Origin of the sequence: Pseudomonas sp. 21, from assembly GCF_000955805.1 — a bacterium.
Lineage (GTDB): Bacteria > Pseudomonadota > Gammaproteobacteria > Pseudomonadales > Pseudomonadaceae > Pseudomonas.
Genome location: NZ_JYOA01000010.1, coordinates 675593 through 699479, shown reverse-complemented (window position 1 = coordinate 699479; position 23887 = coordinate 675593). Strand labels below are relative to the sequence as shown.

24 protein-coding genes, 1 other RNA gene and 1 riboswitch are annotated in these 23887 nt (G+C 62.8%); of the genes, 5 read left to right on the top strand and 20 right to left on the bottom strand.

From position 1 onward, the window contains the following. Nucleotides 1-32: 32 nt before the first annotated feature. A riboswitch (yybP-ykoY riboswitch) is annotated at nucleotides 33-205 on the top strand. Between the two features lie 52 nt (nucleotides 206-257). The 3 genes from UB43_RS25110 to ssrA all read left to right on the top strand — a co-directional run bounded on the left by UB43_RS25110 (nucleotide 258) and on the right by ssrA (nucleotide 2464). After that, complete coding sequence (locus UB43_RS25110; protein ID WP_045216689.1) at nucleotides 258-1268, top strand: sodium:calcium antiporter; 1011 nt, start codon at nucleotides 258-260, stop codon at nucleotides 1266-1268. Between the two features lie 86 nt (nucleotides 1269-1354). Beyond that, nucleotides 1355-2032: a type 1 glutamine amidotransferase domain-containing protein gene (locus tag UB43_RS25105; protein WP_045216686.1), complete on the top strand. Its 678-nt coding sequence runs from the start codon at nucleotides 1355-1357 to the stop codon at nucleotides 2030-2032. Between the two features lie 74 nt (nucleotides 2033-2106). Then, nucleotides 2107-2464: a transfer-messenger RNA gene (gene ssrA, locus UB43_RS29280) on the top strand. A 61-nt stretch (nucleotides 2465-2525) separates the two neighbouring features. Here ssrA and UB43_RS25100 read toward each other — a convergent pair. The 4 genes from UB43_RS25100 to UB43_RS25085 all read right to left on the bottom strand — a co-directional run bounded on the left by UB43_RS25100 (nucleotide 2526) and on the right by UB43_RS25085 (nucleotide 5294). Next, the gene (locus UB43_RS25100; protein ID WP_045216683.1) at nucleotides 2526-2828 is read right to left on the bottom strand and encodes a hypothetical protein; all 303 of its coding nucleotides are present in this window, start codon (nucleotides 2826-2828) and stop codon (nucleotides 2526-2528) included. Nucleotides 2829-2941: 113 nt separating this feature from the next. Beyond that, nucleotides 2942-3613 carry a YceH family protein gene (locus tag UB43_RS25095; RefSeq protein ID WP_045216680.1) on the bottom strand — a complete coding sequence of 224 codons (672 nt, stop codon included), beginning with the start codon at nucleotides 3611-3613 and terminating at the stop codon, nucleotides 2942-2944. Nucleotides 3614-3672: 59 nt separating this feature from the next. Further along, entirely contained in the window at nucleotides 3673-4428 is a 756-nt protein-coding gene (locus UB43_RS25090; protein ID WP_045216678.1) for a cache domain-containing protein, read from the bottom strand. 119 nt (nucleotides 4429-4547) lie between these two features. Continuing rightward, complete coding sequence (locus UB43_RS25085; RefSeq protein ID WP_045216675.1) at nucleotides 4548-5294, bottom strand: FadR/GntR family transcriptional regulator; 747 nt, start codon at nucleotides 5292-5294, stop codon at nucleotides 4548-4550. A gap of 295 nt (nucleotides 5295-5589) precedes the next feature. On the opposite strand from UB43_RS25085, the gene UB43_RS25080 reads away from it, so the two are divergent. Then, nucleotides 5590-7083 carry an aldehyde dehydrogenase gene (locus UB43_RS25080; RefSeq protein WP_045216673.1) on the top strand — a complete coding sequence of 498 codons (1494 nt, stop codon included), beginning with the start codon at nucleotides 5590-5592 and terminating at the stop codon, nucleotides 7081-7083. Between the two features lie 131 nt (nucleotides 7084-7214). Continuing rightward, nucleotides 7215-8699: an APC family permease gene (locus UB43_RS25075; RefSeq protein WP_045216671.1), complete on the top strand. Its 1485-nt coding sequence runs from the start codon at nucleotides 7215-7217 to the stop codon at nucleotides 8697-8699. Nucleotides 8700-8761: 62 nt separating this feature from the next. Here UB43_RS25075 and UB43_RS25070 read toward each other — a convergent pair whose 3' ends face one another. The 16 genes from UB43_RS25070 to UB43_RS24995 all read right to left on the bottom strand — a co-directional run bounded on the left by UB43_RS25070 (nucleotide 8762) and on the right by UB43_RS24995 (nucleotide 23882). Continuing rightward, nucleotides 8762-9868: a glycosyltransferase gene (locus UB43_RS25070; RefSeq protein ID WP_045216669.1), complete on the bottom strand. Its 1107-nt coding sequence runs from the start codon at nucleotides 9866-9868 to the stop codon at nucleotides 8762-8764. An 85-nt stretch (nucleotides 9869-9953) separates the two neighbouring features. Next, nucleotides 9954-10958: a WavE lipopolysaccharide synthesis family protein gene (locus UB43_RS25065; RefSeq protein WP_045216666.1), complete on the bottom strand. Its 1005-nt coding sequence runs from the start codon at nucleotides 10956-10958 to the stop codon at nucleotides 9954-9956. After that, a complete protein-coding gene (locus tag UB43_RS25060; protein ID WP_045216664.1) occupies nucleotides 10955-12442 on the bottom strand; it encodes a GMC oxidoreductase in 1488 nt (495 codons plus the stop codon). Before UB43_RS25060 ends, UB43_RS25065 begins: the two co-directional genes overlap by 4 nt. 2 nt (nucleotides 12443-12444) lie before the next feature. Continuing rightward, on the bottom strand, nucleotides 12445-12765 hold the full coding sequence (locus UB43_RS25055) for a hypothetical protein (RefSeq protein ID WP_045216662.1): 321 nt from the start codon (nucleotides 12763-12765) through the stop codon (nucleotides 12445-12447). A gap of 12 nt (nucleotides 12766-12777) precedes the next feature. Further along, nucleotides 12778-13398 (bottom strand): hypothetical protein, encoded by a 621-nt coding sequence (locus UB43_RS28890; protein ID WP_156160487.1) that lies wholly within the window; start codon nucleotides 13396-13398, stop codon nucleotides 12778-12780. After that, nucleotides 13395-15170 carry a hypothetical protein gene (locus UB43_RS25045; protein ID WP_045216660.1) on the bottom strand — a complete coding sequence of 592 codons (1776 nt, stop codon included), beginning with the start codon at nucleotides 15168-15170 and terminating at the stop codon, nucleotides 13395-13397. The genes UB43_RS28890 and UB43_RS25045 overlap by 4 nt, the downstream gene beginning before the upstream one ends. Beyond that, nucleotides 15167-15493, bottom strand: a complete 327-nt coding sequence (locus UB43_RS25040) for a hypothetical protein (protein ID WP_045216658.1) — start codon at nucleotides 15491-15493, stop codon at nucleotides 15167-15169. Before UB43_RS25040 ends, UB43_RS25045 begins: the two co-directional genes overlap by 4 nt. Then, nucleotides 15490-16221, bottom strand: coding sequence for a glycosyltransferase family 2 protein (locus UB43_RS25035; RefSeq protein ID WP_045216655.1), 732 nt, complete (start codon nucleotides 16219-16221; stop codon nucleotides 15490-15492). The genes UB43_RS25040 and UB43_RS25035 overlap by 4 nt, the downstream gene beginning before the upstream one ends. Nucleotides 16222-16223: 2 nt before the next feature. Then, nucleotides 16224-16868, bottom strand: coding sequence for an HAD family phosphatase (locus UB43_RS25030; RefSeq protein ID WP_038803369.1), 645 nt, complete (start codon nucleotides 16866-16868; stop codon nucleotides 16224-16226). Nucleotides 16869-16872: 4 nt separating this feature from the next. After that, nucleotides 16873-17490: a phosphodiesterase gene (locus UB43_RS25025; RefSeq protein ID WP_045216652.1), complete on the bottom strand. Its 618-nt coding sequence runs from the start codon at nucleotides 17488-17490 to the stop codon at nucleotides 16873-16875. Nucleotides 17491-17492: 2 nt separating this feature from the next. Then, nucleotides 17493-18248 (bottom strand): glycosyltransferase family 2 protein, encoded by a 756-nt coding sequence (locus tag UB43_RS25020; RefSeq protein ID WP_045216650.1) that lies wholly within the window; start codon nucleotides 18246-18248, stop codon nucleotides 17493-17495. A gap of 11 nt (nucleotides 18249-18259) precedes the next feature. Continuing rightward, the gene (locus UB43_RS25015; RefSeq protein WP_045216648.1) at nucleotides 18260-18961 is read right to left on the bottom strand and encodes an ABC transporter ATP-binding protein; all 702 of its coding nucleotides are present in this window, start codon (nucleotides 18959-18961) and stop codon (nucleotides 18260-18262) included. Further along, nucleotides 18958-19749, bottom strand: coding sequence for an ABC transporter permease (locus UB43_RS25010; RefSeq protein WP_082085905.1), 792 nt, complete (start codon nucleotides 19747-19749; stop codon nucleotides 18958-18960). Before UB43_RS25010 ends, UB43_RS25015 begins: the two co-directional genes overlap by 4 nt. Before the next feature lie 754 nt (nucleotides 19750-20503). Continuing rightward, the gene (locus UB43_RS25005; protein WP_045216643.1) at nucleotides 20504-21175 is read right to left on the bottom strand and encodes a flavin reductase family protein; all 672 of its coding nucleotides are present in this window, start codon (nucleotides 21173-21175) and stop codon (nucleotides 20504-20506) included. A gap of 11 nt (nucleotides 21176-21186) precedes the next feature. Beyond that, nucleotides 21187-22686, bottom strand: a complete 1500-nt coding sequence (locus tag UB43_RS25000; protein WP_045216641.1) for an amidohydrolase family protein — start codon at nucleotides 22684-22686, stop codon at nucleotides 21187-21189. Next, nucleotides 22683-23882 carry an amidohydrolase family protein gene (locus tag UB43_RS24995; RefSeq protein WP_045216639.1) on the bottom strand — a complete coding sequence of 400 codons (1200 nt, stop codon included), beginning with the start codon at nucleotides 23880-23882 and terminating at the stop codon, nucleotides 22683-22685. Before UB43_RS24995 ends, UB43_RS25000 begins: the two co-directional genes overlap by 4 nt. Nucleotides 23883-23887 lie beyond the last annotated feature (5 nt).

Genomic DNA, 23887 nt, shown 5'->3' with positions numbered 1-23887 from the left:
GGGTTGAGCTGCTCGCCCGATCCGCTAGAATGCGCGGCGTCATTGGGGAGTAGCCGACCGTTCGACGAACGGGGGCGACGTCAACACACTTGGCCCACAGGCCATGGCGTCGTCAGCAGCTTTGCCTGGCAAGACCTTTGACCACGTGATCTCCGCAACGGCCGGGGAGATGCGTGGTCATGGGTACTTACACCGGCCGGGAGCTTCACCGTGATGCCCCCCCCCTCTCTTCGCTCCATCCCTCTGGAGCTGCGCGCATGCTGACCTTCATCCTCGAACTGCTCGGCATGCTGCTGGTGATCCTGATCGCCGCAGAACTCTTCACCAACGCGCTGGAACACTTTGGCGAGCGCCTGGGCATCTCCGAAGGCGTCACCGGCTCGCTGTTCGCGGCTATCGGCACCGCCCTGCCGGAGACCCTGATCCCGCTGCTGGCCCTGTTCGCCGGCACCAGCGACGTCAACCTCAACGAGGAAGTCGGCGTCGGCGCCATCCTCGGTGCACCGCTGATGCTCTCCACCTTGTCGACCTGCCTGATGGCGCTCGCCGCCTGGCGCGCTCGCGGCCTGTTCGGACGCATCCGCCCCGAGCGCACGGGAATGCAGCGTGACCTGAACTTCTTCCTGGTCGCCTTCAGCTTCGCCACCATCGCCATGTTCGTCCCGGCTGAACTGCGCTCCGCGCGCGTCGCCCTCAGCGTACTGCTGGTGCTCACCTATATCGGCTACATCACGCTGACCATCCGCGCCTCGCAAAGCCTGGTGGAAGACGGCCACGGTACCGAGGCCGACCACCACATGTACCTGTCGCGCATCGGCCTGCCGACCAACCTCGCCACCATCCTGCTGCAGTTGCTGCTGGGCCTGGCGCTGCTGGTGCTGGGCGCCAAGGGCTTCATCCATGGTGTGGAAGGTCTGTCGCACATCCTGGGTATTTCCGCGCTGCTGCTGTCGCTGCTGATCATTCCCATCGCCACCGAACTGCCGGAGAAGATCAACAGCATCCTCTGGGTACGCCGCGGCAAGGACACCCTGGCCTTCGGCAACATCAGCGGCGCCATGGTCTTCCAGGGCACCCTGCTGCCCGCCATCGGCATCCTGCTCACGCCCTGGCAGCCGCGCATCGAAGTGCTCACTGGCGTACTGGTGACCCTCGGGGCTGCGCTCTGGCTGCGGATCAACGCCCAGCGCGGCGGCCTGCCGATCTGGGCACTGATGCTCAACGGCGTGCTGTATGCCGCCTATCTGGGTATCACCTTGTCACGCTGACGCAGACGGCTCATTGCCTACACTGACAGTCCGGGCTGCCGTTTCGGCGGCAGCCGCACGACTAGCGATACGCCGAAGGAGTGAGCATGAAAATCCTGGTAGTCCTGACCTCCCACGACCAGCTCGGCAGCACCGGCAAGAAAACCGGCTTCTGGCTCGAGGAGTTCGCCGCGCCCTACTACGTGTTCAAGGATGCCGGCGCCAGCCTGACCCTGGCCTCACCCAAGGGCGGCCAGCCGCCGCTCGACCCCAAGAGCGACGAGGAAGGCGCGCAAACCCCGTCCACCCTGCGCTTCCGCCAGGACAGCGACGCCCAGGCCGCGCTGGCCAGTACCGTGAAGCTCAGCGAAGTGAAGGCCGACGACTACGACGCCGTGTTCTATCCCGGCGGCCACGGGCCGCTCTGGGACCTGGCCGAGGACCGCACCTCGGTGGCGCTGATCGAAGCCTTCCACTCCAGCGGCAAGACTGTCTCCGCCGTCTGCCACGCCCCGGCCGTGTTCCGCCACCCGCGCGGGCTCGACGGCCGCCCGCTGGTCCAGGGCCGGCACGTCACCGGCTTCTCCAACAGCGAAGAGGACGCCGTGGGCCTCACCGACGTGGTGCCCTTCCTCGTCCAGGACATGCTCAAGGCCAACGGCGCCCGCTACAGCAAAGGCCCGGACTGGCAGAGCCACGTCGAGGTCGACCGCGGTCTGATCACCGGGCAGAACCCCGCGTCCTCCGAGGCCGTTGCCGAAGCCGTGCTGAAATTCCTGAGCTGACAACACCTTGCGCCGCCCCGGGTGGCTATCGGGGCGGCTTTCCCGTACAATCGCCAACGACCTTTCAAGGTTTTGGGGCCGATTAGGATTCGACGCCGGTAACAAAACTCGAGGGGCATGCCGAGTAGGTGACAGTTCTCGTAAATCAGCTGCCACAACTTTATAGTTGCCAACGACGACAACTACGCCCTAGCAGCCTAAGTGCCGCTAGCAGACCCTAGGGGATGCCTGTAAACCCGAAGATTAGGTCTGTCATATAGAACAGGATCGCCGCCAAGTTCGCTGTAGACGTAACGGCTAAAACTCATACAGCTCGCTCCAAGCGCCCTGCCACTCGGGCCGCGAGGAGTTAACCTAATAGAGATGGCTAAGCATGTAGAACCGACAGCGGAGAACTGGCGGACGGGGGTTCAAATCCCCCCGGCTCCACCAAATCCAAAGAAAAAGGCGCTGAGCCTCAAGCCCAGCGCCTTTTTTCTTGCCCGCGATTAGCCTAGAGCGTCAGGAAACCCAGCCGCGGCGTCAGCGGTTCGGCGCGCTCCTCCGCTACTCTTTCCACGCACGGTTTGCGCAGGCGCAGGCGTTCGGCGCTGCAGAGCAAAGGGCCATCCTCGTCTGCGGCACCGAAGGGGTCGTCGATCAGCACGCCCTTGATCAGCCCCTGACGGAACAGTTCGCGGATGGTGAAGAGATTGGCTTCGCGGGGGCCGGCAAGATCGCCGATGGATTTGAAGTCGGTTTCCGTGAGCTGGCTGAGCACGGCGCTCAGCTGGGCCTGGGAGGGTTTGCGACTCATGGGGTACTCCGGGATGAAGCGGGGGCAAGCATGACTATCGGGGGCAAATGTTAACGCTGTATTAGCAGGCGAGCAGGCCGACTTTGGTCGGCCCGTCGGAAGAGTCTTCCGAATCAGTCTCGGGAGATGCCCATTTCCAGCAACGCGAGACGCTCTTCGAGAGCCGCAATACGGCCTTCCAGTTCGACCAGACGGCCCTCGTCATGACCACCGCCGTCGCTGCGCTCGCTGGAGGCGCGAGTGCCGCTGGCAGCAATGGCGGCCTCGCGGTCTTCCTCGGTACCCAGCAAATGCATGTAGCGGTCTTCACGCTGGCCGCTCAGACGCTCCAGTTGCAAGGCCATGCCTCGGCCGGCGAGGCGTTCGAGCTGGTGACGGACTTCTTCGGTATCGTCGAAGTCGTGCATGCGCTGGCTACGAGTGAGCAGTTCGTTGAGGGTCTGCGGGCCGCGCAGGAACAGCAGGCCGAGCAGGATGACCTGTGGTTTGACCAGCTCCAGTGCCTTGTCCAGACGCTGCTCCCAGCGGTCGGCACGGCTGCCCATGACCAGGCGGGTCATTTCGCGCCCTTCCAGATGACGCAAGGACTGGCCGACCTGGCCAGGCGTGAGGTTCATCACCGGGTCGCGGCTGGTCTTCTGGTTGCATGCGGTAACCAGTGCGTTGAGGGTCAGCGGGTAGGCTTCGGGGGTGGTGAGCTGTTTTTCGATCAGGCACCCGATAACGCGGGCATCCGTTGCACTCAGGGGTTCGAAGTCTGTGAGGGTGTCGAGCGACTGGCTCATGGCGGTATCCGTCGGAGGGAACCGCCCTAGCCTAGCCGTTTACGCAGCGTTTGGCAGCCTCAGGCGGCACCGGCAAGACGACGGTTCAACGGTCGTTCAATGACCGCCCAGTGCGAGAACGATGCCGCCAGCTCCTGCTCGCGCCCCTGCGCATCACGCCCCAGCGTGCGCCGGGCGAGGTCACCGGTGAACCAGTTGGCGGTATTGGCTGCGACAACGCGCCCTTCGCCATTCACCACCAGGGCTTCGTGGCCCATCTGCATCAGGCTGCCCAGCAGCACCCCCTCGAACTCGTGCAGGGCGATGTCGGCAGCGGCGACACCGATGAAGCGACCATCCACCTGGATCGGCACGGAGAAGGCGAGGATGTACAGGTCGGTGCCGTAGAGGTCGACGAAGGGTCCGACTACCGAGGGCTGGCCGCTGGCACGCGGGCGGGAGAACCACGGCATGTTGAGGTAGTTGTAGAAGCTCTCGCTACGCCGGTTGAAGTTCAGGCTCATGGGCACGACCTTGTCGCCGCGGCCGTGGTACCACCACTCCAGGTACATCTCCTGGTCGACCAGCTCGCCCGGCTCGATCACCACGCCGGTACCGTGCAGGCGAGTGCCATCGTCGGTGAGGTCGTGCTGGATGCGTGGGCGCAGCGCGCCCAGGTCCTTCGAGGACGGACGCTTGCCCTCCTCGGCCAGCTCGCGCCAGATCGCCACGACTTCGCCCGCCAGCTCGTCGAGGCGCTGGAAAACGTTACGGATGGAAGCGTCGATGCGCTGGGCGCAGCACTGGAGTTCATCCGTGGGTTGCTCGCTGGACATGACCGGTGGCCTCGCTGTTCTTGTTTTCACTCGGGCCAGAGCGGCCCGCTGTATCTGCCTGGTGAATCACTTCGCACGCTTGAATTCGTCCGCCCGGAAGGCAGCAAGCGCTGTGCCAGTCAGCCATCGTCGGCCAGTAGGCTGAGGCGCAGGTTGATCAGCCGCTTGATGCCTCGGGTGACGTGGGCTTCAGCCAGCGCGCCGGCCAGGTTCGAGTCGCCGGCGCTGATCGCTTCGAGAATGGCGCGGTGTTCCTGTTCGATGGTCGCCGTACCGGGAAATCCTTCCACCGGCAGCCACAGCCATTCGCCGATTTCCGCCTGCAGGCGTGTCTCCGCGTGGGTCAGGCGCACGGACTGGGCGGCGACGGCAATCTCGATATGGAAGCGCGCATCGGCGCGGCGCTGTTCCTGCCGGGTGGTGGCGCTGGCCAACGCCTCGAGGTACTGGGCGATGCGCGCCTGCTCATCGGACGTCGAGCGCTGGGCGGCCAGGCGTGCGGCAGCACCGGCGATGGCGACATGTTCGTCGCCCAGGTCGCGCAGCTCCAGCGCACTCATCTGGCGCAGCTGCCCCAGCAATGCCTCCTCCGAAGTGTGCTGTGGCGAGCAGACGAAGCTGCCGCCGTTGCGCCCGCGGCGCGTCTCGATCACGCCGCGTTCGCGCAGCTCCGCCAATGCATCGCGCAGGGTCACGGTGGCGACGCCGAACTGCATCGCCAGCTCGCTTTCGCTGGGCAGTTGCTCGCCTTCGGCGTAGAGGCCGAGGTCGATCATTTCCACCAGCCGACGCGCGACTTCCTCGGTGCGCCCTTCCTGGCGCAGGCGCATGAAACTGGCGGGGCGGACTTTCCTGAATTCGTTCATAGGCAGCAGTGCGAGGGGCGCGGAAGCGTCCTGCGCGGAATATTCCTGTTCTGGCGTCGAGGGCGAAGTCTACCGGCAGACCGGCTGCGGCTTCGCGCAAAGCTATGTCTCCATAGTTTTAAATCGCTTTCCGGACTTTCAGCAAGGTCTTTTGCCACGAAAACCCCTTTCAAGCGCTCGTTTTTCGACCTGTATTGGCAACCGAAAAAACATAAGATATGGTTTCAAATGTATTTGTCAGCGACGGTCCGCAGGCCGTCTCCGCCAACAACAGCAAGAACGAGGAGCGATACGCATGAGCCAGCCAACCCGCGCCGAATGGGAAGCCCGCGCCAAGACCCTGAAGATCGAAGGCCGCGCCTTCATCCAGGGCGAATACCTTGCCGCCGCCTCCGGCGACACTTTCGATTGCATCAGCCCGGTGGACGGCCGTCTGCTGGCCAAGGTCGCCAGCTGTGACGCCGCCGATGCCGAGCGCGCCGTGCAGAGCGCCCGCGCTACCTTCGACTCCGGCGTCTGGTCGCGCGAAGCACCGGCAATCCGCAAGGCCGTGATGATCCGCTTCGCCGCCTTGCTGGAAGAGCACGCCGAGGAACTGGCGCTGCTGGAAACCCTGGACATGGGCAAGCCCATCGGCGATTCGCTGAACGTCGATCTGCCGGGCGCCGCCGACTCCCTGCGCTGGAGCGGCGAGGCCATCGACAAGGTCTACGACGAAGTGGCCGCCACCTCCCACGATCAGCTCGGCCTGGTCACCCGTGAGCCGGTAGGCGTGGTTGCCGCCATCGTGCCGTGGAACTTCCCGCTGATGATGGCCGCCTGGAAACTCGGCCCGGCGCTGGCCACCGGCAACTCGGTGATCCTCAAGCCGTCCGAGCGCTCGCCGCTGACCGCCATCCGCATCGCCCAGCTGGCCATCGAAGCGGGCATTCCCGCTGGCGTGCTGAACGTGCTGCCGGGCTACGGCCACACCGTCGGCAAGGCCCTGGCGCTGCACATGGATGTGGATACCGCGGTGTTCACCGGCTCCACCAAGATCGCCAAGCAGCTGATGGTCTATGCCGGCGAGTCGAACATGAAGCGCGTCTGGCTGGAAGCCGGCGGCAAGAGCCCGAACATCGTCTTCGAGGACGCGCCTGACCTGCAGGCCGCCGCTGAGTCCGCTGCCGCCGCCATCGCCTTCAACCAGGGCGAAGTGTGCACCGCCGGCTCGCGCCTGCTGGTGCAGAAGTCGATCAAGGCGAAATTCCTGCCGCTGGTGGTCGAGGCGCTCAAAGGTTGGAAAGCCGGCCACCCGCTGGCCCCGGAAACCAACGTCGGCGCCCTGGTCGACGCTCGCCAGCTGGAGCAGGTGCTGGGCTACATCCAGGCCGGCCAGGACGAAGGCGCGAAGATCCTCACCGGCGGCAAGCGCGTGCTGGAGGAAACCGGTGGCACCTACGTCGAGCCGACCCTGTTCGACGGCGTGAGCAACGCGATGAAGATCGCCCGCGAGGAAATCTTCGGCCCGGTGCTCTCGGTCATCGAGTTCGAGGACGCCGAGGAAGCGATCCGCATCGCCAACGACACCCCGTACGGGCTGGCGGCGGCAGTCTGGACCCGCGACATCTCCAAGGCTCACCTCACCGCGCGCGCCCTGCGTGCCGGCAGCGTGTGGGTGAACATGTACGACGGCGGTGACATGACCGCTCCCTTCGGCGGCTTCAAGCAGTCGGGCAACGGCCGCGACAAGTCGCTGCACGCCTTCGACAAGTACACCGAGCTGAAGGCGACCTGGATCAAGCTGTAACGCGATCCGGAACACGAGAGGTTTGGAGCAAGACGGCGCGCGGCTGATGCCGCGCGCCGAACAATAACAACAACGCTTTCCGTTGCACCCGATTGGCTGCCGACGCGAAAACCTCAGACAGGACATCCACGATGAACAGCTCGATCCAGCCAGGCGCCGCCCTGGACCGCGACGCGGAGCAACTCCGCGCGCTGGGCTACACCTCCAATTTCGAACGCAGCATGACCCTCTGGCAGAACTTCGCCCTGGGCTTCACCTACCTCTCGCCGGTGGTCGGCGTGTACACCCTGTTCGGCCTGTGCCTGGCCGCCGGCGGCCCGCCGATGTTCTGGTCCTACCTGCTGGTGGGCATCGGCCAGATGCTGGTGTGCCTGATCTTCTGCGAGGTCGTCTCGCAGTTCCCCATCTCCGGCGGCGTGTATCCCTGGGCGCGACGCCTGGTGGGCAAGCGCTGGGCCTGGATGGTCGGCTGGATCTACTCGGTGTCGCTGTGCGTGACCATCGCCGCCGTGGCCCTCGGCGCCGGCCCGTACATCGCCACCCTGCTCGGCTTCGAGTCCACGCCGGTGACCAACACCTTCGTGGCCCTGGCGCTGACGGTGATCGCCACCCTGCTCAACCTGTCTGGCACCAAGCTGCTGGCCCGCGTGGCGATGTTCGGCTTCATCTGCGAGCTGCTCGGCGCGCTGGTGATCGGCACCTACCTGCTGATCTTCGAGCGTCACCAGCCGTTCTCGGTGCTGTTCAACACCTTCGACATCCGCATCGACGGCAGCTACTGGCCGGCCTTCCTCACCGCCTCGCTGGCGGGGATGTTCCTCTACTACGGCTTCGAGGCCTGCGGTGACGTCGCCGAGGAAACCCCGAACCCCAGCCGGCGTATTCCGAAGGCCATGCGCATGACCATCTGGATCGGCGGTGGCGCAGCCATCTTCGCCGCCCTGGCGCTGATCCTCGCGGTACCGGACATGGCGGCGGTGATCTCCGGCACAGATAAAGACCCGATGACCACCATCCTCGACAACGCCTTCGGCGTGACCGGCGCGCGCCTGGTGATGGCGGTGATCATCGTCTCCTTCGTTTCCTGCGTGCTCAGCCTGCAGGCCGCCGCCAGCCGCCTGCTGTACTCCTACGCCCGCGACGAAATGGTGATGGGCAGCGGCCTGCTCAAGCGCCTGTCGCCCAACACCCACGTGCCAGTGGCCGCGCTGATCGCCTGCGGCGTGATCCCGTCCGTGATTGTCTGCGCCGGCTTCTACCTGCAGAACGCCATCGCCATGGTGGTGAGCTTCGCCGCCATTGGCATCTACCTGTCGTTCCAGATGATCGTCGGCGGCGCCCTGTTCGCCCGCCTGCGCGGCTGGAAGCCGAGCGGCGCCTTCACCCTGGGCAACTGGGGCTGGATCGTGAACATCCTGGCGCTGACCTACGGCGTGCTGGCGATCATCAACATGTCCTGGCCGCGCACGCCGGATGCACCCTGGTACCTGAACTACGGGATCATCCTGGTGGGCGGCATCGTGATCGTCCTGGGCCTGGCCTACATGACCCTGTTCCGCCCGTACGACAAAGGCACCGCTCCCCACGGGGATGCTTGGAAGCTGCATCAGCAGTAAGCGTTCGAAGCGAAACGAAAACGCCCGGCAGGAAGCCGGGCGTTTTTCTTTCGGTCAGCCTGTCAGCCAGCCACCCGGGCATAGAGCTGGCTATAAGCCTCCCCCATCCCCCTGGCGGTGAAGGTGCTCAGGAACCGCTCCCGCGCGGCGCGTCCATAACGCTCCGCCAGGGCCGTGTCGTCCCACAGCGTCTGCATGGCATGGCGTAACGCGGCGGCATCCGCTGGCGGTACGACGATGCCAGTCTCCTCATGCTGGTTGATGAAACTGGTGCCGGTGCCGATCTCGCTGCAGATCAGCGGCTTGCCCAGCATCGCCCCTTCCAGCAGGCCGATGCCGAAGGCTTCGGAGCGCAGGTGCGAGGGGAAGATCACGCCGTAGCAAGCCCACATTAGGTCGATCTTCGCCTGCTCGCTGACCTGCCCCAGGAAATGCACGTTTTGCAGACCTTGCTCTTTGGCCATCTGCATGAGCTCCTGCTCCATCGGTCCGGCACCGACGATCAGCAGTGGCCAGGGAGCTGACTTCATCGCTTCGAGCAGGTAGTGCAGGCCCTTGTAGTAGCGCAGCACGCCCACGAAGAGGAAAAAGCGCTCGCCGAACTGACGGTGCAATCGAGCGACCTCGGTGACATCCGGGCGTGGATAAAGGTCCTGCTCCAGGCCGATGGGAATCGCACAGGCCTTGTCCTCGTAGCGCTTCAGAACGGAGGAGCTCTCCAGGTAATTGGGGCTGGTGGCCGCAATCGAATCCACCCGCCCCAGGAACGCCCGCATCAGCGGGCGATAGAGTTGCAGCAGCACCTTCTGCCGGACGATGTCGGAGTGGTAGGTCACCACACTCGGCTTGCCCAGCCCCTTGAGGAGATGGACGAGATCCATGAAAGGCCATGGGAAATGGTAGTGAATGACATCGGCCTGCTCAGCCAGGCGCGCAAACGCGCCCAGCGAGGACCAGGAAAACCCAGTCGACGCGATATGCAGATCCTGCCTGGCCTGGACCAGCCGGAAGCTGGACGTTGTAACCGGCTTCATCGGCTCCTTCGCGAGCGACAGCACAGTGTTCTGGCAGCCCTGGATCGCGGTGGCGTGGGTCAGGTGTCGAATGAACATTTCGACACCGCCGTATTGTTCCAGACCGAAGGTCTTGTAGAAGTGCAGGACCTTCATCGCGATCCCATCCCGCTTGCACAGGATGGCTGCTGCCCGACTGCCGACGCGCAAGGGGGATGAGCGCTTCCCGAACCGAAGAACATCACGCCCGCCCCGCACCATTCACGCGGCGATAGAAGCCCCTGACCGCCAGTGCCGCTCCGGACGAAAGCGAAAAAAGCAGGAGCGACGCAACCGATACCAGCCAGCGCGGACGAAACCAGCACAGAAGATACTTGTTGATCAGCAGGTCCGAGTAACGAAGCGCCTTCTGCAGCGAGGAGCGTTGCGTGCGCAGCACCTGCTGGTCCTCTTCAGTCATCACCGAGCCTGGAATGTAGGGGGCGCTGAGAAAGCGGCCAGGTGGTTCGATGCCGAGGTTCTGCCAGTCGTGGAGCTCGAAGTTGTCCACCAGCAGATCTTCCCAGGCGCTGAACAACCGGAAGCTGGTATGGGAGATATGCTCCAGATCGAGATCGAGGCCATTGCGCTGGGCAAAGTGCAGAAACAGCGCCTGTTCCGGCAAGAGTCGGAAAGAGGTGTAGCCCTGGAATGTCCCTAGCGGGTTGGTCCGCGGCCCCGCCGCTCTGAGAACGAAACTCTCCGACAGCTGGCTGACATCCCAGAGTTTGCGAAGATCTTGCGTGCGCCCGAACTGTACGGTGTCGGTCAGATGGAACAGGTAGGGAACCTTGCAGGGGTTGCGCAGGAAAAGGTTGGAAACCCCGATGCGCTCGTCGAACAACTCAGCGTCGGCTCCATTCCCCATGCGCGACAGCACAGCGTCGCTATGCATCACATGGTCCGTTCGCAACTTCAGGCAATAGTCGCGCTCGACCAGCTTCAGACCATTGGTCATGGTCGAGATCAGCTTGTTGACGTTATTGACGTTGCCATTGACGTCATCGAAGTGCGAAGCAGAGCCATCAGCAACGAACACAACGCCGTCGTAGGCCGGCCGACGGCCCAGATCGGTCGTCGACAACACGATCTGTGCTTCGGGCAGGCAACGGCGCACCGACTCGATGGCGCGCCCGGCAATATCCACCCCACGGTCGGACAACGGCCCCTGGAGCAGAACGGTCAGTTGCCGGGAGGTGATACTCATACTTTTCCGTTGAGCTTGTCAGCCAGCATCAAGCTCAGCGCAACGACAGTGACCGTGGGGTTGCGCGAACCGCAACGGGGGAACACCGCCGAGCCGACGACATACACATTGTCCGCACCGCGCAACTTGAACTCGGGATCGACCACGGTACGCGGCCCGTTGCCCATGCCGAGCGTCCCGACCAGATGGTGGGTGCCAAACCAGTTGTTGTAATGCCTTGTCTCCCCCGACTTGAGCGGGATGGCTCCGGCGGCCGCGATCTTGGTATAGATCTCCTCCACGACCCGGTCATACACACCCTTCTTGCGGTGATAGGCCGAGCTATCGAGCGAGATCTTGCCGTCCTTGTAACCAATGGCGACATCCCACTCCGGCGGAATTTCCAGCAGGATGAAGAGCGCCAGCGTCGATCCGACACCACGAATGGCCCCTTCCAGCTCCCATTGGTTGATCTTTTCCAGATCAATCGCATTGCTCAGAGCCCAATCACCTACCGGTGTCATCAACCCCAAGGTGGTGTACTCGACACCCTCAAGCTCGCCCGACAACTCCGGAATGACGATCTGCGCAGCCGTGCTGAGCTCGTGGTAAGGCAATGTCGATCCCGGCAGGATGCAGGTGACCTGGGCAATCGCGTGATCCTGATAGTGGTGCCCCATCAGATGCGCCGGGGTACTCTCCGGTAAATTGCTGCGCAGCAGCAGCTTCATCGATTCGACACCATGGGCAGCCACGACCACGCGATTGAAGCCGATGCTGAGCGGCCCCGACTCCGTCGTGCACAACGCCTCCACAGCCTTGCCATTCTCGAAGCGCAGGGAGTCGACCATTACCCCATTGAGTACACGGGTATCGGTGCGCAGATGCAGGGACCGAGTCTTGGCGTCCATCGGACAAAGCTCGCAATCCCCGGCCCCCATGCAGGAGCCCTGGCCATTGGAGTTATCTCCGGTGAGGTTGTGCGACTGAGCGCCGATGTAGGCGGCGGGGAAGTACGGTTCGAGTTCCTTCCGCCATTTGCTGACGCCCTTGATGGCCGCACGTGCATTACGCCCGTCGGGGTCCTGCGGGTCGGCGCAGATGCGCAGCAGTCCTTCGGCCTTGTCATAGAAGGGTTTCATCTCAGCCATGCTGAACGGCCAGGCGAAAGCCCCTGCGCGGTCGGCAAAGACATTCTCGCTGAGCCGGAAGCTCAAGCCCCCCCAGTGATTCGAGCAGCCCCCATCGACCAGGATGTACTCCGACCAACAGTCCTTGCCGATCTTTTCGGGCTTGTTGAACGGAAGGGCCGAGGCATACGCATCGCGAATCTTGGCGAAATGGCGATCAAACCCCTCCTTCTTCAAACGCTGGTCGAAGGCCTGGCGCCGTTCGAAAATATTGAACTTCTCGCCGCGCTCGACAATCAGCACGTCGCCATCCAGTTCGCTGGCAACTGCGCGGCCAGCGAAACCATTACCGATGATCAGGGTATCGACAAACATGTTTATTCTGAAACTCGGAAGAAGCCGGGGACACCGTGCTGGCGAGATGCGGCGTCAGCAACGAAGAGATGACGGTTGGGGTTGATCAGCTGCCCCATCAGCGCCATGCGATCGGCCTCGGTGACTTTTCGCGAAAGGATCTTGAGCAGCATCTCCTGGGAAACAAGCTGAAGATTCAGATGCTTGTTTTTCAGGACGAAATTATGCGGATCGAAGCGACGGGCATCGGCATTGCTCACGACCTTGGTGATCGCGTGGCCCGCAAGTCCGCCGGAAAGAATCAACAGCCCGGAAACGAATGATCTGCGTCCTATATTTTCCATTTCGGTACTCGCTTAAATCCCGTTTCGCCTGCTGAGTCGACGCATGGCGAATCTTGCCAGTGCACGCACCATCGCGAAGGGCAACTTGAACAGCGGAAGGCGCTCGACGAATTTCTCGGTGCCCGCAGAAAGGAACAGCATGTTGGTCTGCAGCGAACCAGACGACTCCCCTCGTGTTTCGGGCAGGACATTAAACGCCGCGTTGCTGGCGCGCAGATAAAGCGGCAGCTGCACGCGCGCGACCCTGAAGGCCAGCTTCCGCTGCTGCGCTGGCGGCAACATGTAGAAGCAGGCCGCCAGCTTGGCAATGAAGTCCTGGCCGGTCTCAAGTCGGTGCTGACCGAAGTCGACAACCAGCCAGCCCTGATCGGCAGAACCGACCTGTTCGGCAATTCGGTTGGTGTCGAGAATGACCTTGCCATCGGTGATGCTGCCCTTCGCATGCACGAAGTCATCCAGCTGGAAGGCCCTGCATTCGCCCTCGCTCCCCGAGGCAACCGGCAGGTTGTAGAAGCTGTCCACGGCAACGATGCTGCTTCTGGCTGCACTCTGCGTCTGGATGGCGTCCAGCATCTGCACCAGCTCACGGGTATTCGTCGGACCAGCGTCACGAGCGACTACAAATACGTTCACGGTTCGGTCCTGGCATAACGATCAAAGGGCGTCGAGTTGTGGATGCTGCGCAAGCACTCCCTGAAGCTGGTGAAGTAGAAGAACTTCCCGTTGTTCCGGTACAGCGACAAGGCGGACAACAACACCCCCGGCAGAGACAGGGAGCGATTGTGGAAGTATTCCTGCGGGCTCTCGAAGAACCAGGTCTGCACCGTGCGTTGCTTGATCATGCTGCGGATAGGCCAGCAATCGACGATGAAGTTGTGCTTGGCATCGGCAGGGTCCTTGAGGAACCGCTGTTCATACTCCAAGCGCAGGCCGTCCGGTAACTGATCGAGCAGCACCAGCTTTTCGAAATCACTGATGAACTGCCTGACCGAAGCCAAGTCATTACGGAACGACGAATGCCGTATCAGCGTACTGATCAGTCCGACCCAGCGCCGCGCTTTGATTTCCTTCAGCCCGGTGGGAATAGCGGCAGCCGTTTCGTCAGTAACGTACTTGCTGGCGAATTGCTGGAGCCTGGCCAGTGCGGCGGCGGTGGTCATCCGCAGCAGGGGCTTCTTCGGCAACAGCGAAAGATTGTTGGGCGATGCAGACTTGATCGAACCATTGGCAGTCTCGATGAAAGCCGTGGATCCCAGTACTGCTCTCGAGGTCACCGTCTGCGTGATGCCATACGGATTCACGCGAGTGGGAACACCGAGTTTCGAACTGCGGATGCCGTGCTCGATATCTTCGTACTCGACCCACAACAGCGACTCATCGAGCGGGCAACACTCCCAAACCTCCTTGCGACAGATATAGAGGCTGCCGGTAGGGTAGGAAATATCGTTGTTGTAGCGGATCGGATTGGCGAAGCAGAAGCCCGAGCGCTCGAGTTCGGTGAAGGTGGACGGTGCGACAGTGACGGCACTCTGACTGGTGCGATGCAGACCTTTGATGCCGCCGCCCATTTCACTCACTGACATGCCCAGATCGGAATAGCGACGCGGGTACAGGCAGACGCGGTTATCGAAGAACAGGCTCTGCAGCGTCATCAGCGGATAACGGGGGCCGAAGCGACGAACCATCTCGCCGAAATGACTGGGCAGGAACACGCGGTCGTGCAGGATCACCAGGTTGTTGTAGCGAGCCTCCTGGGCCAGGCGATTCTTCTTTTTGCAGATCTGCACGGGAGGCGCGGTAATGTCCTCACCGACGATGCGCACTTGATCGAAGTAACGGAAGTTCTTGCCGGGTGTACCGCAGAGCAGGATTTCCTTGTTAGGGATATCCAGTTCGAGAATGCGCTGCACGACGGCGTTGAGCACGGTGGCATCTTCCGGGCCGACCGGCAGGCCAAAGGTCCAGCTATCGAGGTCATCATCGGCCTCTGCCGGCAACCGGGCCACTTTCCGGTAGGTGACACGGGTCGGGCTGCGCTCGACGCAGGTCAGCGCCCCAGTGAAGTAATCGCGATCCAGATAGCTTTCCTGCGGCACATCCTCGACCAGCGTCAGGGTCTTCCCGACCTCCAGGAAATGCGCCGCATCCCATAACAGCAAAGGCGCCAGTGGCGAGTCGCTCTGCAGCCCATAGAAGCAATACGAGCCAGCCCCATAGATATCCAGCGGCCGTTTCGCGGCATGCACCTTCTTGACCGTGACGTTCGGACTGCGGTCCTTGAAAGCCCGGAAGGAGATCAACTGCTCGCAGTCTTGCGTAACGTCCAGATCGGCGGGAATGGCGCGAAGCTGCTTGGGCAGCAGATAGCCCAGCTTCGCATCATGTTGGAGCTGAATCGTCTTCATGCTTCTACGAGATACTTGTCGTTCAGTGCACCAGGAATCTTCACCACAACGGTGACGGCATCGGAAAGCGCCTTGAAGGCCGTGATGTCCCCCGGCTCAAGCACGATGATCTCGCCGGCGCCCCAGGTCTTGCCGCACATCTCGACTTCGCCGGAGAGCACCAGGGTCACCTCGGTGGCGATCTTGTGGTAATGCGCGGCCTCGGCATCACCTTCCTGATAGGGCTTGACCGCGACTTCGCAGGCCTGGGTACTGAATGCCGTGGGGGTGAAACCACCGACGAACCAGCCCTTGACCATGTCCTTCAGGTTGGCGGAATTCATCGGGCACCTACTGTTTCGAACGCGTGCAGCTGATGGGTGTTCTTCAGCGGATGGTACTGGCTGGGCTCGACACGGAAGGTGCCGATCTTCTTGTGCAGCAGCACCAGCTCATTGAGCGCCGGAGCGATGTAGAAGGCATCATTCACCTTGGCGTCCTTGCGGATCATTTCCTTCACCGCCTCGACGAACACCGCGCCACGATCGAACCAGTACAGACCCGCCACCGCGTGGTTGCTGATCGGGTTCTTCTCGGCTGCCTCGGTGACGTAGCCCTCGGCATTCATGCGCACGAAGGAATAACGCGGGTGCAGGGACTTGAAGACCACCACGCCAGCGTCGCACTGGTCGTTGCGGAAGCCGCCGATGATGTCGCGAAGCGAACCGTCGAGCAGCTCGTTGCAGTTGATGATCAGCAGCTCGTCATCGTTGTCGATGCTTTCCGCTGCCAGCAGCGCGGTGCAGGCAGCGCCCATGGTCAGTGCCTGGACAGCCTGTACGGAGGCGACCGGGGTCATCTGCTGCAGCATGTTGCGCAGGTGGTACTTGCTGACGTCGTCCTTGGGCAGCATGCAGATGATGCGCGCGGGCTCAAGGGCGAGACAGTTCTCCACCAGGTGCTGGATCAGAGGAATGCCGTCACGCTCGGAGAGGTAATCGGGGTAGCTGCTTTCGGCCTTCACCGAGGCACCTTCGCCACCGGCGAGCAGTACGATGTTCAGTTTGCGCATGATCAGGCCTCCAGCCGCTCTTGCCGCTGTGCTTCGATCTGCTCGATGCGGCGGGTGATGTTGTCCAGGTTGACGTCGGCCACGTCCTCGACGACCAGCACATGGGCTCCCGAAGCGCGGGCGGCACGAATGCCGTTCTCGTTGTCCTCGACGATCAGGCACTCATCGGGCGACAGACCGAAGGACTGGATAGCCTTGGTGTAGATGTCCGGTGCGGGCTTGGGACTCTTGACGTCCTCGTTGGACAGCTTCAGGTCCAGGTACTGGTCCAGGCGGGCCTTGTCCATCATCACCTCGACGGTGTTGCGGATGGAGTTGGAAGCCACGGCCAGCTTGTAGCCACGGTTCTTCAGCGAGGACAGGGCGTACTGGTGGTTGAAGGTGGGCTTGCACTGCGAGTAGACGATTTCCATCGTGTACGCCTGCTTCATCTCGTTGATGAAGTTGTGCAGTTCCACCGGCAGGTCATGCTCGACGCTGAGCATGTTGAGCTTGCGCGAGGTCGGCAGCCCGTCGTAGGTGGTCAGGTGGTCATGGCGGCTGATGGTGTGGCCAAACAGGTTGAGCGCCTTGTTCAAAGCCTCGTAGTGCCAATCCTTCGCTTCGATCAGCACACCGTCCATGTCGAAAATCACAGCTTTGATCATGAGATCATTCCTTGAAGAAAGAGCGAGCGGATTCGGGCAGGTCGGTGCACAGCGTCAGATTCGCAGCACCCTGGAATTCGGCCAGCAGCTGCCACAGCGGCAGTTGCTCGCGACCATGCAACTCGGAGGAGACGACGCAGACTTGCTTGCCACCGGCCAGCAGCTCGGCCAGCTGGTCTCGCGAGTACCACTCGCGGCCGAAGCTATCCAGCCAGATGCCATCGGATTCTTTCAGCCACGCGGGGACCGGCTCGACCTCGCTCAGACGCGTATAGGTGCAGACGCCGCTGGCGAGGTAGCTGCGCATGTCCGGCACCGCCATGTCGAAGACGAACCAGTTGCTATGGCCGTGGGCCTCGAACGTCGCCTTGAGCGGCTCGCAGAGGCCATCGGCCTTGATGTTCATCGCCAGCGGCAGGTTGCGCCCGGCCATGATCCGCAGCAGATCGTCCAGGGACATCTCTTCGCCGTTGGGCATGTCATGGGAAATGACGAGCCGGCCAGCGACGTCGCGCACGTCGGTCTCGGTGCCGAATCCCAGGTCGAAGGAGCGATCGAAGGCGACCTTGAGGTTGCGCTCGGACCGCTCCAGCCAGTAACCGCGATGACTGATGATCTGCATGATCAGCGACCCGCCGTGGCTGCCTGGCTGACCGGCAGGCCGAGGAACAGGTCGAGGTCCGCGGGAATGCCCAGGCCATACATGCCAGCGCCTTCGGAACCGATGCTGTAGTGCACGATGCGGGCGTCGTCGCCGATCATCTCGTTGTAGGCCGGTGCTACGTAGAATTCGCCGTTCACCCGCAGGTTCTTGTCGAACATGGACTCGATCGCGGCGATCAGCTCGCGGCCGCTGCGGAAGTTGTAGATGCCCACGGTGGCTTCGTCGGAAATCACTTCCTTCTCGATGACACGGTCGATGCGACCTGCATCGTCGAAGCCGACGAAGGACCATTTCGGGTCATCCGCCTTCATGGTCATGATCAGGCCGTCCGCCTGCTGCTCTTCCATGGAGCGCAGGTAGTCATTGATGTCGATGTCCACGTACTGGTCGCTGTTGGCGATCATCACCGGGTCATCGGCGTTGATCAGTTCCCTGGCGGCGTACACCGTGCAGGCGGCGCCTTCGGTGAGACCGTCGAGCTCGACGATGGCGCAGCCCGGCGCCCAGGCCTGCAGCTTCTCCTGCAGACCATAGGCTTCTACGTGTGCCGCCTGGCAGATGAAGATGAAGCGGTGCTCGCAAGCCGGCGTGAGGTTGTCGATCACCACCTTGATCATCGGCACGCCATGCACCGGAATCAGCGGCTTGGGGTACTTGTATCCTGCGACCGCGAAACGGCTACCGGCGCCGGCCATGGGAACTACTATGTTGAGCATCTGCTTTTCCTTCACTTGCGCAGGATGAATTCGTCGTATGCGTCCATGACTTCGTTGGCCGGGCCGAGCATCTGCACGCGCCCGTCCTTCAACCAGCACACTCGACTACACATCTCTCTGATACGGCCTGAATCGTGGGATACGAACACCACGGTCTGATTGCCCTGAAGCATTTCGCGCATGGTGGCCTCGGCCTTTTCGCGGAAATGCCCGTCACCGACGCTCAGGACCTCGTCCAGCAGGATCACGTCGGGACGCGAATACTTGGAAATGGCGAAGCCCAGGCGGGCACGCATTCCCGTGGAATAACTGCGCACCGGCAGCCCGGCCGAGCCGCCCAGTTCGGCGTAGTCGAGAATCTCGGCGGTCAGCTCGCGCATGCGTCTGCGGCTCATGCCCATCAGCATGCCGCTGAGCACGATGTTGTCGCGCGCGTCCAGGTTGTCGTCGAAACCCAGCTGCAGGTTGAGCAGCGAGACGCTCGCAACCGAGGAAACCAGGCGCCCACGCGTCGGCTGGTAGATTCCCGCCAGTACGCGCAGCAGGGTGCTCTTGCCGGCGCCATTGCCGCCCACCACGCCAAAGGTCTCGCCACGCGCGACCGAGAAGGAGATGTCCTGCAGCACCATGGTCTGGCGACGGGAAAACAGGCGCAGGCCGTTGCGGAAGTTCAGCGACAGGCCGTCGACTGTCAGTGCGGCAACCTCGGTCATTTGCTCAACGCCATGGCATAGGAATTGCGGTTGCCGGCAACGAACAGGACGGCCAGCACGAACAGCGCCAGCGCGCCGCAGAAGAGAGCGAAGAGATCCCCGAGGACGGGCGCGCGACCGTACATCAGCACCTCGCGATACTGCGAAAGCAGCAGCGCCAGCGGATTGAGATCCAGCAGGAGATGGAACTGCGGCGGGATGTTGTCCTTGGAATAGAACACACCCGATCCGAACATCAGGAACTGCAGCCCGGAGGAAATCAGGATGCGCACATCCGGCAGGAATGGCGTCAGGCCCGCGACGAAGACGCCGCAGCCGGCCGTGATGATCATCTGCACGAACATGATCAGCGGCAGGTACAACCACAACCAGGACGGCGTAAAGCCGATGACGCACAGCAGCCCCAGGAGCAGAGCGACCACCAGCGACTCCTTGACCAGGTCCTTGAAGATCGAGGTCAGCGGGAATATCAGCGGGTCGACCCTGCAATGCTCGAGAATGTGTTTCTTCTCGTAGATGGCATCGGTGCAGTTCATCACGCTCTTGTTGAACCAGGTCCAGAACGTGACGCCGATGATCAGGAACACGGCGAAGTTCTCCACCTGGATACGCAGCAGATGGCCGAACACGGTGTAATAGATCACGAGAAGGATCAGCGGCTCGATCAGCCACCAGGCGAAGCCCAGGCGCGTCCTCGTCGACTCGGACTTCAGTCCGAGGCGCGCTCGCTCTACCGATATCTGGATAGCGGACCAGATATCGTTTCCTCCCCCTAGCTGCAAACGCACAACACACCCTCACACTTTTTCAAGGCCGAGCGATCCCGCTCCAGTAGAAAGCGCATTTCGCGCGCTCCGGAGTTGTCGAACTCAAGGCAAAGTTTCCCGCACGACCTCAGCAGGCCGGCGGAGATACCCCATATTCCTCAGCGCAAAACGCGCCGAAATCCTTCTGCAAATGCCAAAGCAGATGTACCTCTGCTGGTTGCCCTGGCCTGTACCCGAGCTTGCGGGTGCCGCCCGGGAGGCCGGACGGACAAGACAGGAACAAGGTGGCAAAAGCTCGTGCATGACGATCCGCAACAAGGCTGCCGATCACCATTCTGCTAAACCGATTCGAGAGGCGCCCAGGTGTTGACGACCAGGCGTAGACGGAGGGGTTTTCAGTCAAGCAGTCCCTTACGTCCCGAAAACAGCGAAGCGCGCCACATCAATGTGACAATTTCGTGAAACATCAAAACAACAATGGAAAAGTAGGAAAATTCCCATTGATGGCACAATGATAAGCTGCGGAAAACGCTCACAGGTAGGGAAAATTACTGTGCGTTCGTCGGCAAATATTTCATGAAGCGCAAAATTCAGCCTGGGAAGCACGTTTTCGGAGAATCTGTCGTTCACCGATGATCCCCAGAAAACCAGCAGGATAAGACACATATCGACGAAGTTACTGAAATTTAATGAAACCTTAAGGTTCAGTTACCTCGTCGAATCTGTGCGGCATCCAGCCACACCCCTAAATTCCCAGCGTGCCCGCAAGGAATTCTCAGGCCGGAACTTTTCCTCCCGACCATTGGCGCTCACCACCGCCTTTCTGCTCCATCCATTGCTTCAGCGAACGCGTCGGCAGGTCAAAATACTCCCGCGTACGGGCGTAGCCATGCCCGCCCATACGGCCGATGGCGTCGAGGCCGAGCTGGTCGATGTAGAGGGTGGCCGGGTCGATCAGGTCGTCGCGTACGTGGGCCATCAGCACTTCGCCGAGGATGATCTCCCGCGACTGGCCGATGGACAGCGCCATCATCCGCCGGCACTCCAGCGCCACCGGCGCCTCGCCGATGCGCGGGCAGCCGACGCGGGTGCCGGGGATGGCGGTGAGGCCGGCGGCGACCAGTTCGTCGAAGCCCGGCTCGAACGGCACGGCGCAGACGTTCATGGCTTCCACCAGCGCGTCGGAGACGATGTTCACGGTGAATTCCTGGTTCTGCCGGATATTCAGCGTGGTGTCCTTGGGGCTCAGGTCGCTGTAGTTCTCCACGCCCAGGGCGAGGATCGGCGGGTCGGCCGAGAGGGCGTTGAAAAAGCTGAAGGGCGCCGCGTTGGCACGCCCCTCGGCGTCGATGGTGGTGACCAGGGCAATGGGCCGGGGCACCACGCTGCCGATGAGGATCTTGTATTTCTCGCGGGCGGAGAGCTGCTGGAAGTCGAAGCTGAGCATGGGGTGATCCTTCACGGGGCAGTTGGCGCGTGCGCGTCGAGCAGCGGTGCGTCGGCGCTGTACGAGTCGGCAAAGGGAATCGCGGAACGGAACAGCGTGCGCCATGGCGGGTTGCCGAAAGCGCGGTCGGCGTGGTGCTGCATCTGCTTCTGGAACAGCGCGTCGGCGCGGCGTTGCAGGTCGGCGTAATCGACACCGATCACCTGGCCACCCTGCATCACGCTGCGGCCGTCGATGAAGCTGGCGATGCAGTCGTCGCCGCGGCCGGCGGTGAACAGGTTCTTCAACGGGTCGAAGAACGGCCCCTGATGGAAGTCGCCGAGGCGGAACACGGTGATGTCCGCGCGAGCGCCGACGGCGAGGCGGCCAAGGTCATCGCGGCCCAGCGCCTGGGCGCCGCCGAGGGTGGCAGCGTTGTACAGATCAAGCATGCGCGTGTGCTCGGCATCGCCCTCCTTCACCCGCGCGATGTTCAGGCCCTGGCGCAGGTTGTCGAGCATGTCCGCCGGGAAGGTGTCGGTGCCCATGGCGAGGTTGATACCGCGCGCGCGATAGGCGCCGAAGGAATCCAGCGCATCGCCTTCGCGGGCAAACACCACCGGGCAATGCACCAGGCTGGCACCGGTATCCGCGAGGCGCTGCAACTCGTGTTCGCCGCTGTGCAGGATGCCGTGCGGCAGCACGCTGCGCGGGTTGAGCAGGCCATAGCGGTCGAGCCACTGCAGCGAGGACGTGTCGCGCAGGCGGCGCACCAGCTCCACTTCGTAGCGCGACTGGCAGCAGTGCAGGCGCAGGGGTGCGTTCAGTTCGCGCTGCACGGCGGCGGTGCGTTCCAGCAGCGCGGGTGTGCAGGTTTCGATGCGGTCCGGCAACAGCGCACCGCGCACCAGACCGTCGTGGGCACCGTCGAAATCGCGGAAGAAGCGCTCGGCTTCCTGCAGCCCGGCAAGGCCGGCAGCTTCGTCCCAGTGCTGTGCGGAGCTGCCGTCGGCGCGGGCATAGGTCATGCCGCTCATGTAGCAGGGGCCGAGGTAGGTGCGCAGACCGAGCTCGCCGGAAAGCGCAGCGACCCCGGCGAATTCGTCGTAGTGCTCGGCCCAGCGCCGGTAGTACATCGAGGTGATCGGCATGGCGGTGGTGATGCCGTTGCGAATCAGCTGGGTGAAGGCGTAGCGGTACTTGAACAGCTCTTCGTCCGGGCTGTAGCACTCGCTCGGCCCGGCGCGCAGGTAGTCCTCTGACCAGACGCGGCCCATGTTCCACTCCGCGCCGTTGTCCAGGGTGAGCACGGTGGAGTCGAGGTCGCCGAGGGCATCGAGGTCGATGAAGCCGGGGCCGATCAGCGCGTGACCGTAGTCGATCCACTGGCTGACTTCGCCGGGAAAGCCGCGGCCGACGAAGACGATCTTCCCGCCCTCGAACACCACTTCGCCGTGGCGCCACAGCACATGCTGGCGGCCATCGAAGCCGACCACGAAGCTGGCTTTCAGGCCGATGTGTGGAGCACTCACAAACGCGACTCCACGAGGCGACCCTGCTCGGCGACCAGCCTGCCGGCCTTGAATACCTGGCGCTGCGCCGGGCGTGCAACCACGGCTTCGCCGAGGGTCTGGACCGGCAACAGGAGGAAGTCTGCCGGCGCGCCGACTTCAATGCGCGCCGGCTCGCGCCCCAGTGCGCGAGCGCCATTGGCGGTGGCGGCAGCGAACGCGGCAGCAAGGTCGTCGTCCTTGCACAGGTCGAAGCGGAAGGCTAGGAACATGGCGCGTTCGAGCATGTCTCCGTTGCCCATGGGCGACCAGGCATCGCGGATGCCGTCGCTGCCCAGGCACAGGTTGACGCCGGCTTCGCGCAGGGCGAGGAACGGCGGGACCGGGGTATCGGCGGGCGCGGAGCTCATCAGGGAAATGCCCAGTTCGGAGAGTCGCTCGGCCAGCGGCTCGACCTGCTCCCAGGGCGCCATGCCCAGGCAGTAGGCGTGGCTGATCATGACCTTGCCTTGCAGACCGTGGCGCTCGGTGTAATCGGCGATACGGGCGATCTGCCAGAGACCCAGCTCGCCCTTGTCGTGCAGGTGGATGTCCACGCCGCGACCGAATTCCACAGCGAGGCCGAAAACGATGTCCAGCTGGGCGATGGGGTCGTCATCGATGCCGCAGGGGTCAAGGCCGCCGACGTTCTCCACGCCCAGTTGCATGGCTTCGCGCATCAGTTCGGCGGTGCCGGGGCGGCTGACCAGGCCAGTCTGCGGAAAGACCACGAACTGCATGTCGATCAGGTCGGCGTAGCGCTCGCGCAGCGCCTGCATGGCGACGACGTGGCGCAGGCCCAGCTCGGGATCGATGTCGACGTGGCAGCGGAAGGTCAGCGAGCCGCGGGCGATGCATTGCTCCAGCAGCGCGCCGGCACGCTCGGAGATCGGTGCTTCGATCTCGCGCAGCACGCGGCGCTCGTTGGCGATGTAGTCCTTGAGCGTGGGACCGGCGCTGTTGGGGCGCCAGGGCTGGCCCCAGAGGGTCTTGTCCAGGTGGCAGTGGCTTTCCACCAGCGGCGGCACGAGCAATTGGCCGGCGCCGTCGATGTCGCCTGGCTGGATGTCGGCACCGCTTGCCGGGCGGCGCTCGGCGATACGGCCATCACGAATGAGGAAGTCTTCCGCGGCGTTGCCCAACGGACGGATATTGCGCAGCCAGTAGCTGTCGGTCATGGGGA

Coding starts and splice junctions, on each gene's coding strand:
- UB43_RS25110 (WP_045216689.1), top strand. CDS start 258: ATGCTGACCTTCATCCTCGAACTGCTCGGCATGCTGCTGGTGATCCTG.
- UB43_RS25090 (WP_045216678.1), bottom strand. CDS start 4,428: ATGTCCAGCGAGCAACCCACGGATGAACTCCAGTGCTGCGCCCAGCGC.
- UB43_RS25095 (WP_045216680.1), bottom strand. CDS start 3,613: ATGAGCCAGTCGCTCGACACCCTCACAGACTTCGAACCCCTGAGTGCA.
- UB43_RS25105 (WP_045216686.1), top strand. CDS start 1,355: ATGAAAATCCTGGTAGTCCTGACCTCCCACGACCAGCTCGGCAGCACC.
- UB43_RS25080 (WP_045216673.1), top strand. CDS start 5,590: ATGAGCCAGCCAACCCGCGCCGAATGGGAAGCCCGCGCCAAGACCCTG.
- UB43_RS25015 (WP_045216648.1), bottom strand. CDS start 18,961: ATGACCGAGGTTGCCGCACTGACAGTCGACGGCCTGTCGCTGAACTTC.
- UB43_RS25070 (WP_045216669.1), bottom strand. CDS start 9,868: ATGAAGGTCCTGCACTTCTACAAGACCTTCGGTCTGGAACAATACGGC.
- UB43_RS25045 (WP_045216660.1), bottom strand. CDS start 15,170: ATGAAGACGATTCAGCTCCAACATGATGCGAAGCTGGGCTATCTGCTG.
- UB43_RS25075 (WP_045216671.1), top strand. CDS start 7,215: ATGAACAGCTCGATCCAGCCAGGCGCCGCCCTGGACCGCGACGCGGAG.
- UB43_RS25035 (WP_045216655.1), bottom strand. CDS start 16,221: ATGCGCAAACTGAACATCGTACTGCTCGCCGGTGGCGAAGGTGCCTCG.
- UB43_RS25085 (WP_045216675.1), bottom strand. CDS start 5,294: ATGAACGAATTCAGGAAAGTCCGCCCCGCCAGTTTCATGCGCCTGCGC.
- UB43_RS24995 (WP_045216639.1), bottom strand. CDS start 23,882: ATGACCGACAGCTACTGGCTGCGCAATATCCGTCCGTTGGGCAACGCC.
- UB43_RS25030 (WP_038803369.1), bottom strand. CDS start 16,868: ATGATCAAAGCTGTGATTTTCGACATGGACGGTGTGCTGATCGAAGCG.
- UB43_RS25060 (WP_045216664.1), bottom strand. CDS start 12,442: ATGTTTGTCGATACCCTGATCATCGGTAATGGTTTCGCTGGCCGCGCA.
- UB43_RS25025 (WP_045216652.1), bottom strand. CDS start 17,490: ATGCAGATCATCAGTCATCGCGGTTACTGGCTGGAGCGGTCCGAGCGC.
- UB43_RS25040 (WP_045216658.1), bottom strand. CDS start 15,493: ATGAATTCCGCCAACCTGAAGGACATGGTCAAGGGCTGGTTCGTCGGT.
- UB43_RS25065 (WP_045216666.1), bottom strand. CDS start 10,958: ATGAGTATCACCTCCCGGCAACTGACCGTTCTGCTCCAGGGGCCGTTG.
- UB43_RS25055 (WP_045216662.1), bottom strand. CDS start 12,765: ATGGAAAATATAGGACGCAGATCATTCGTTTCCGGGCTGTTGATTCTT.
- UB43_RS25020 (WP_045216650.1), bottom strand. CDS start 18,248: ATGCTCAACATAGTAGTTCCCATGGCCGGCGCCGGTAGCCGTTTCGCG.
- UB43_RS25005 (WP_045216643.1), bottom strand. CDS start 21,175: ATGCTCAGCTTCGACTTCCAGCAGCTCTCCGCCCGCGAGAAATACAAG.
- UB43_RS25100 (WP_045216683.1), bottom strand. CDS start 2,828: ATGAGTCGCAAACCCTCCCAGGCCCAGCTGAGCGCCGTGCTCAGCCAG.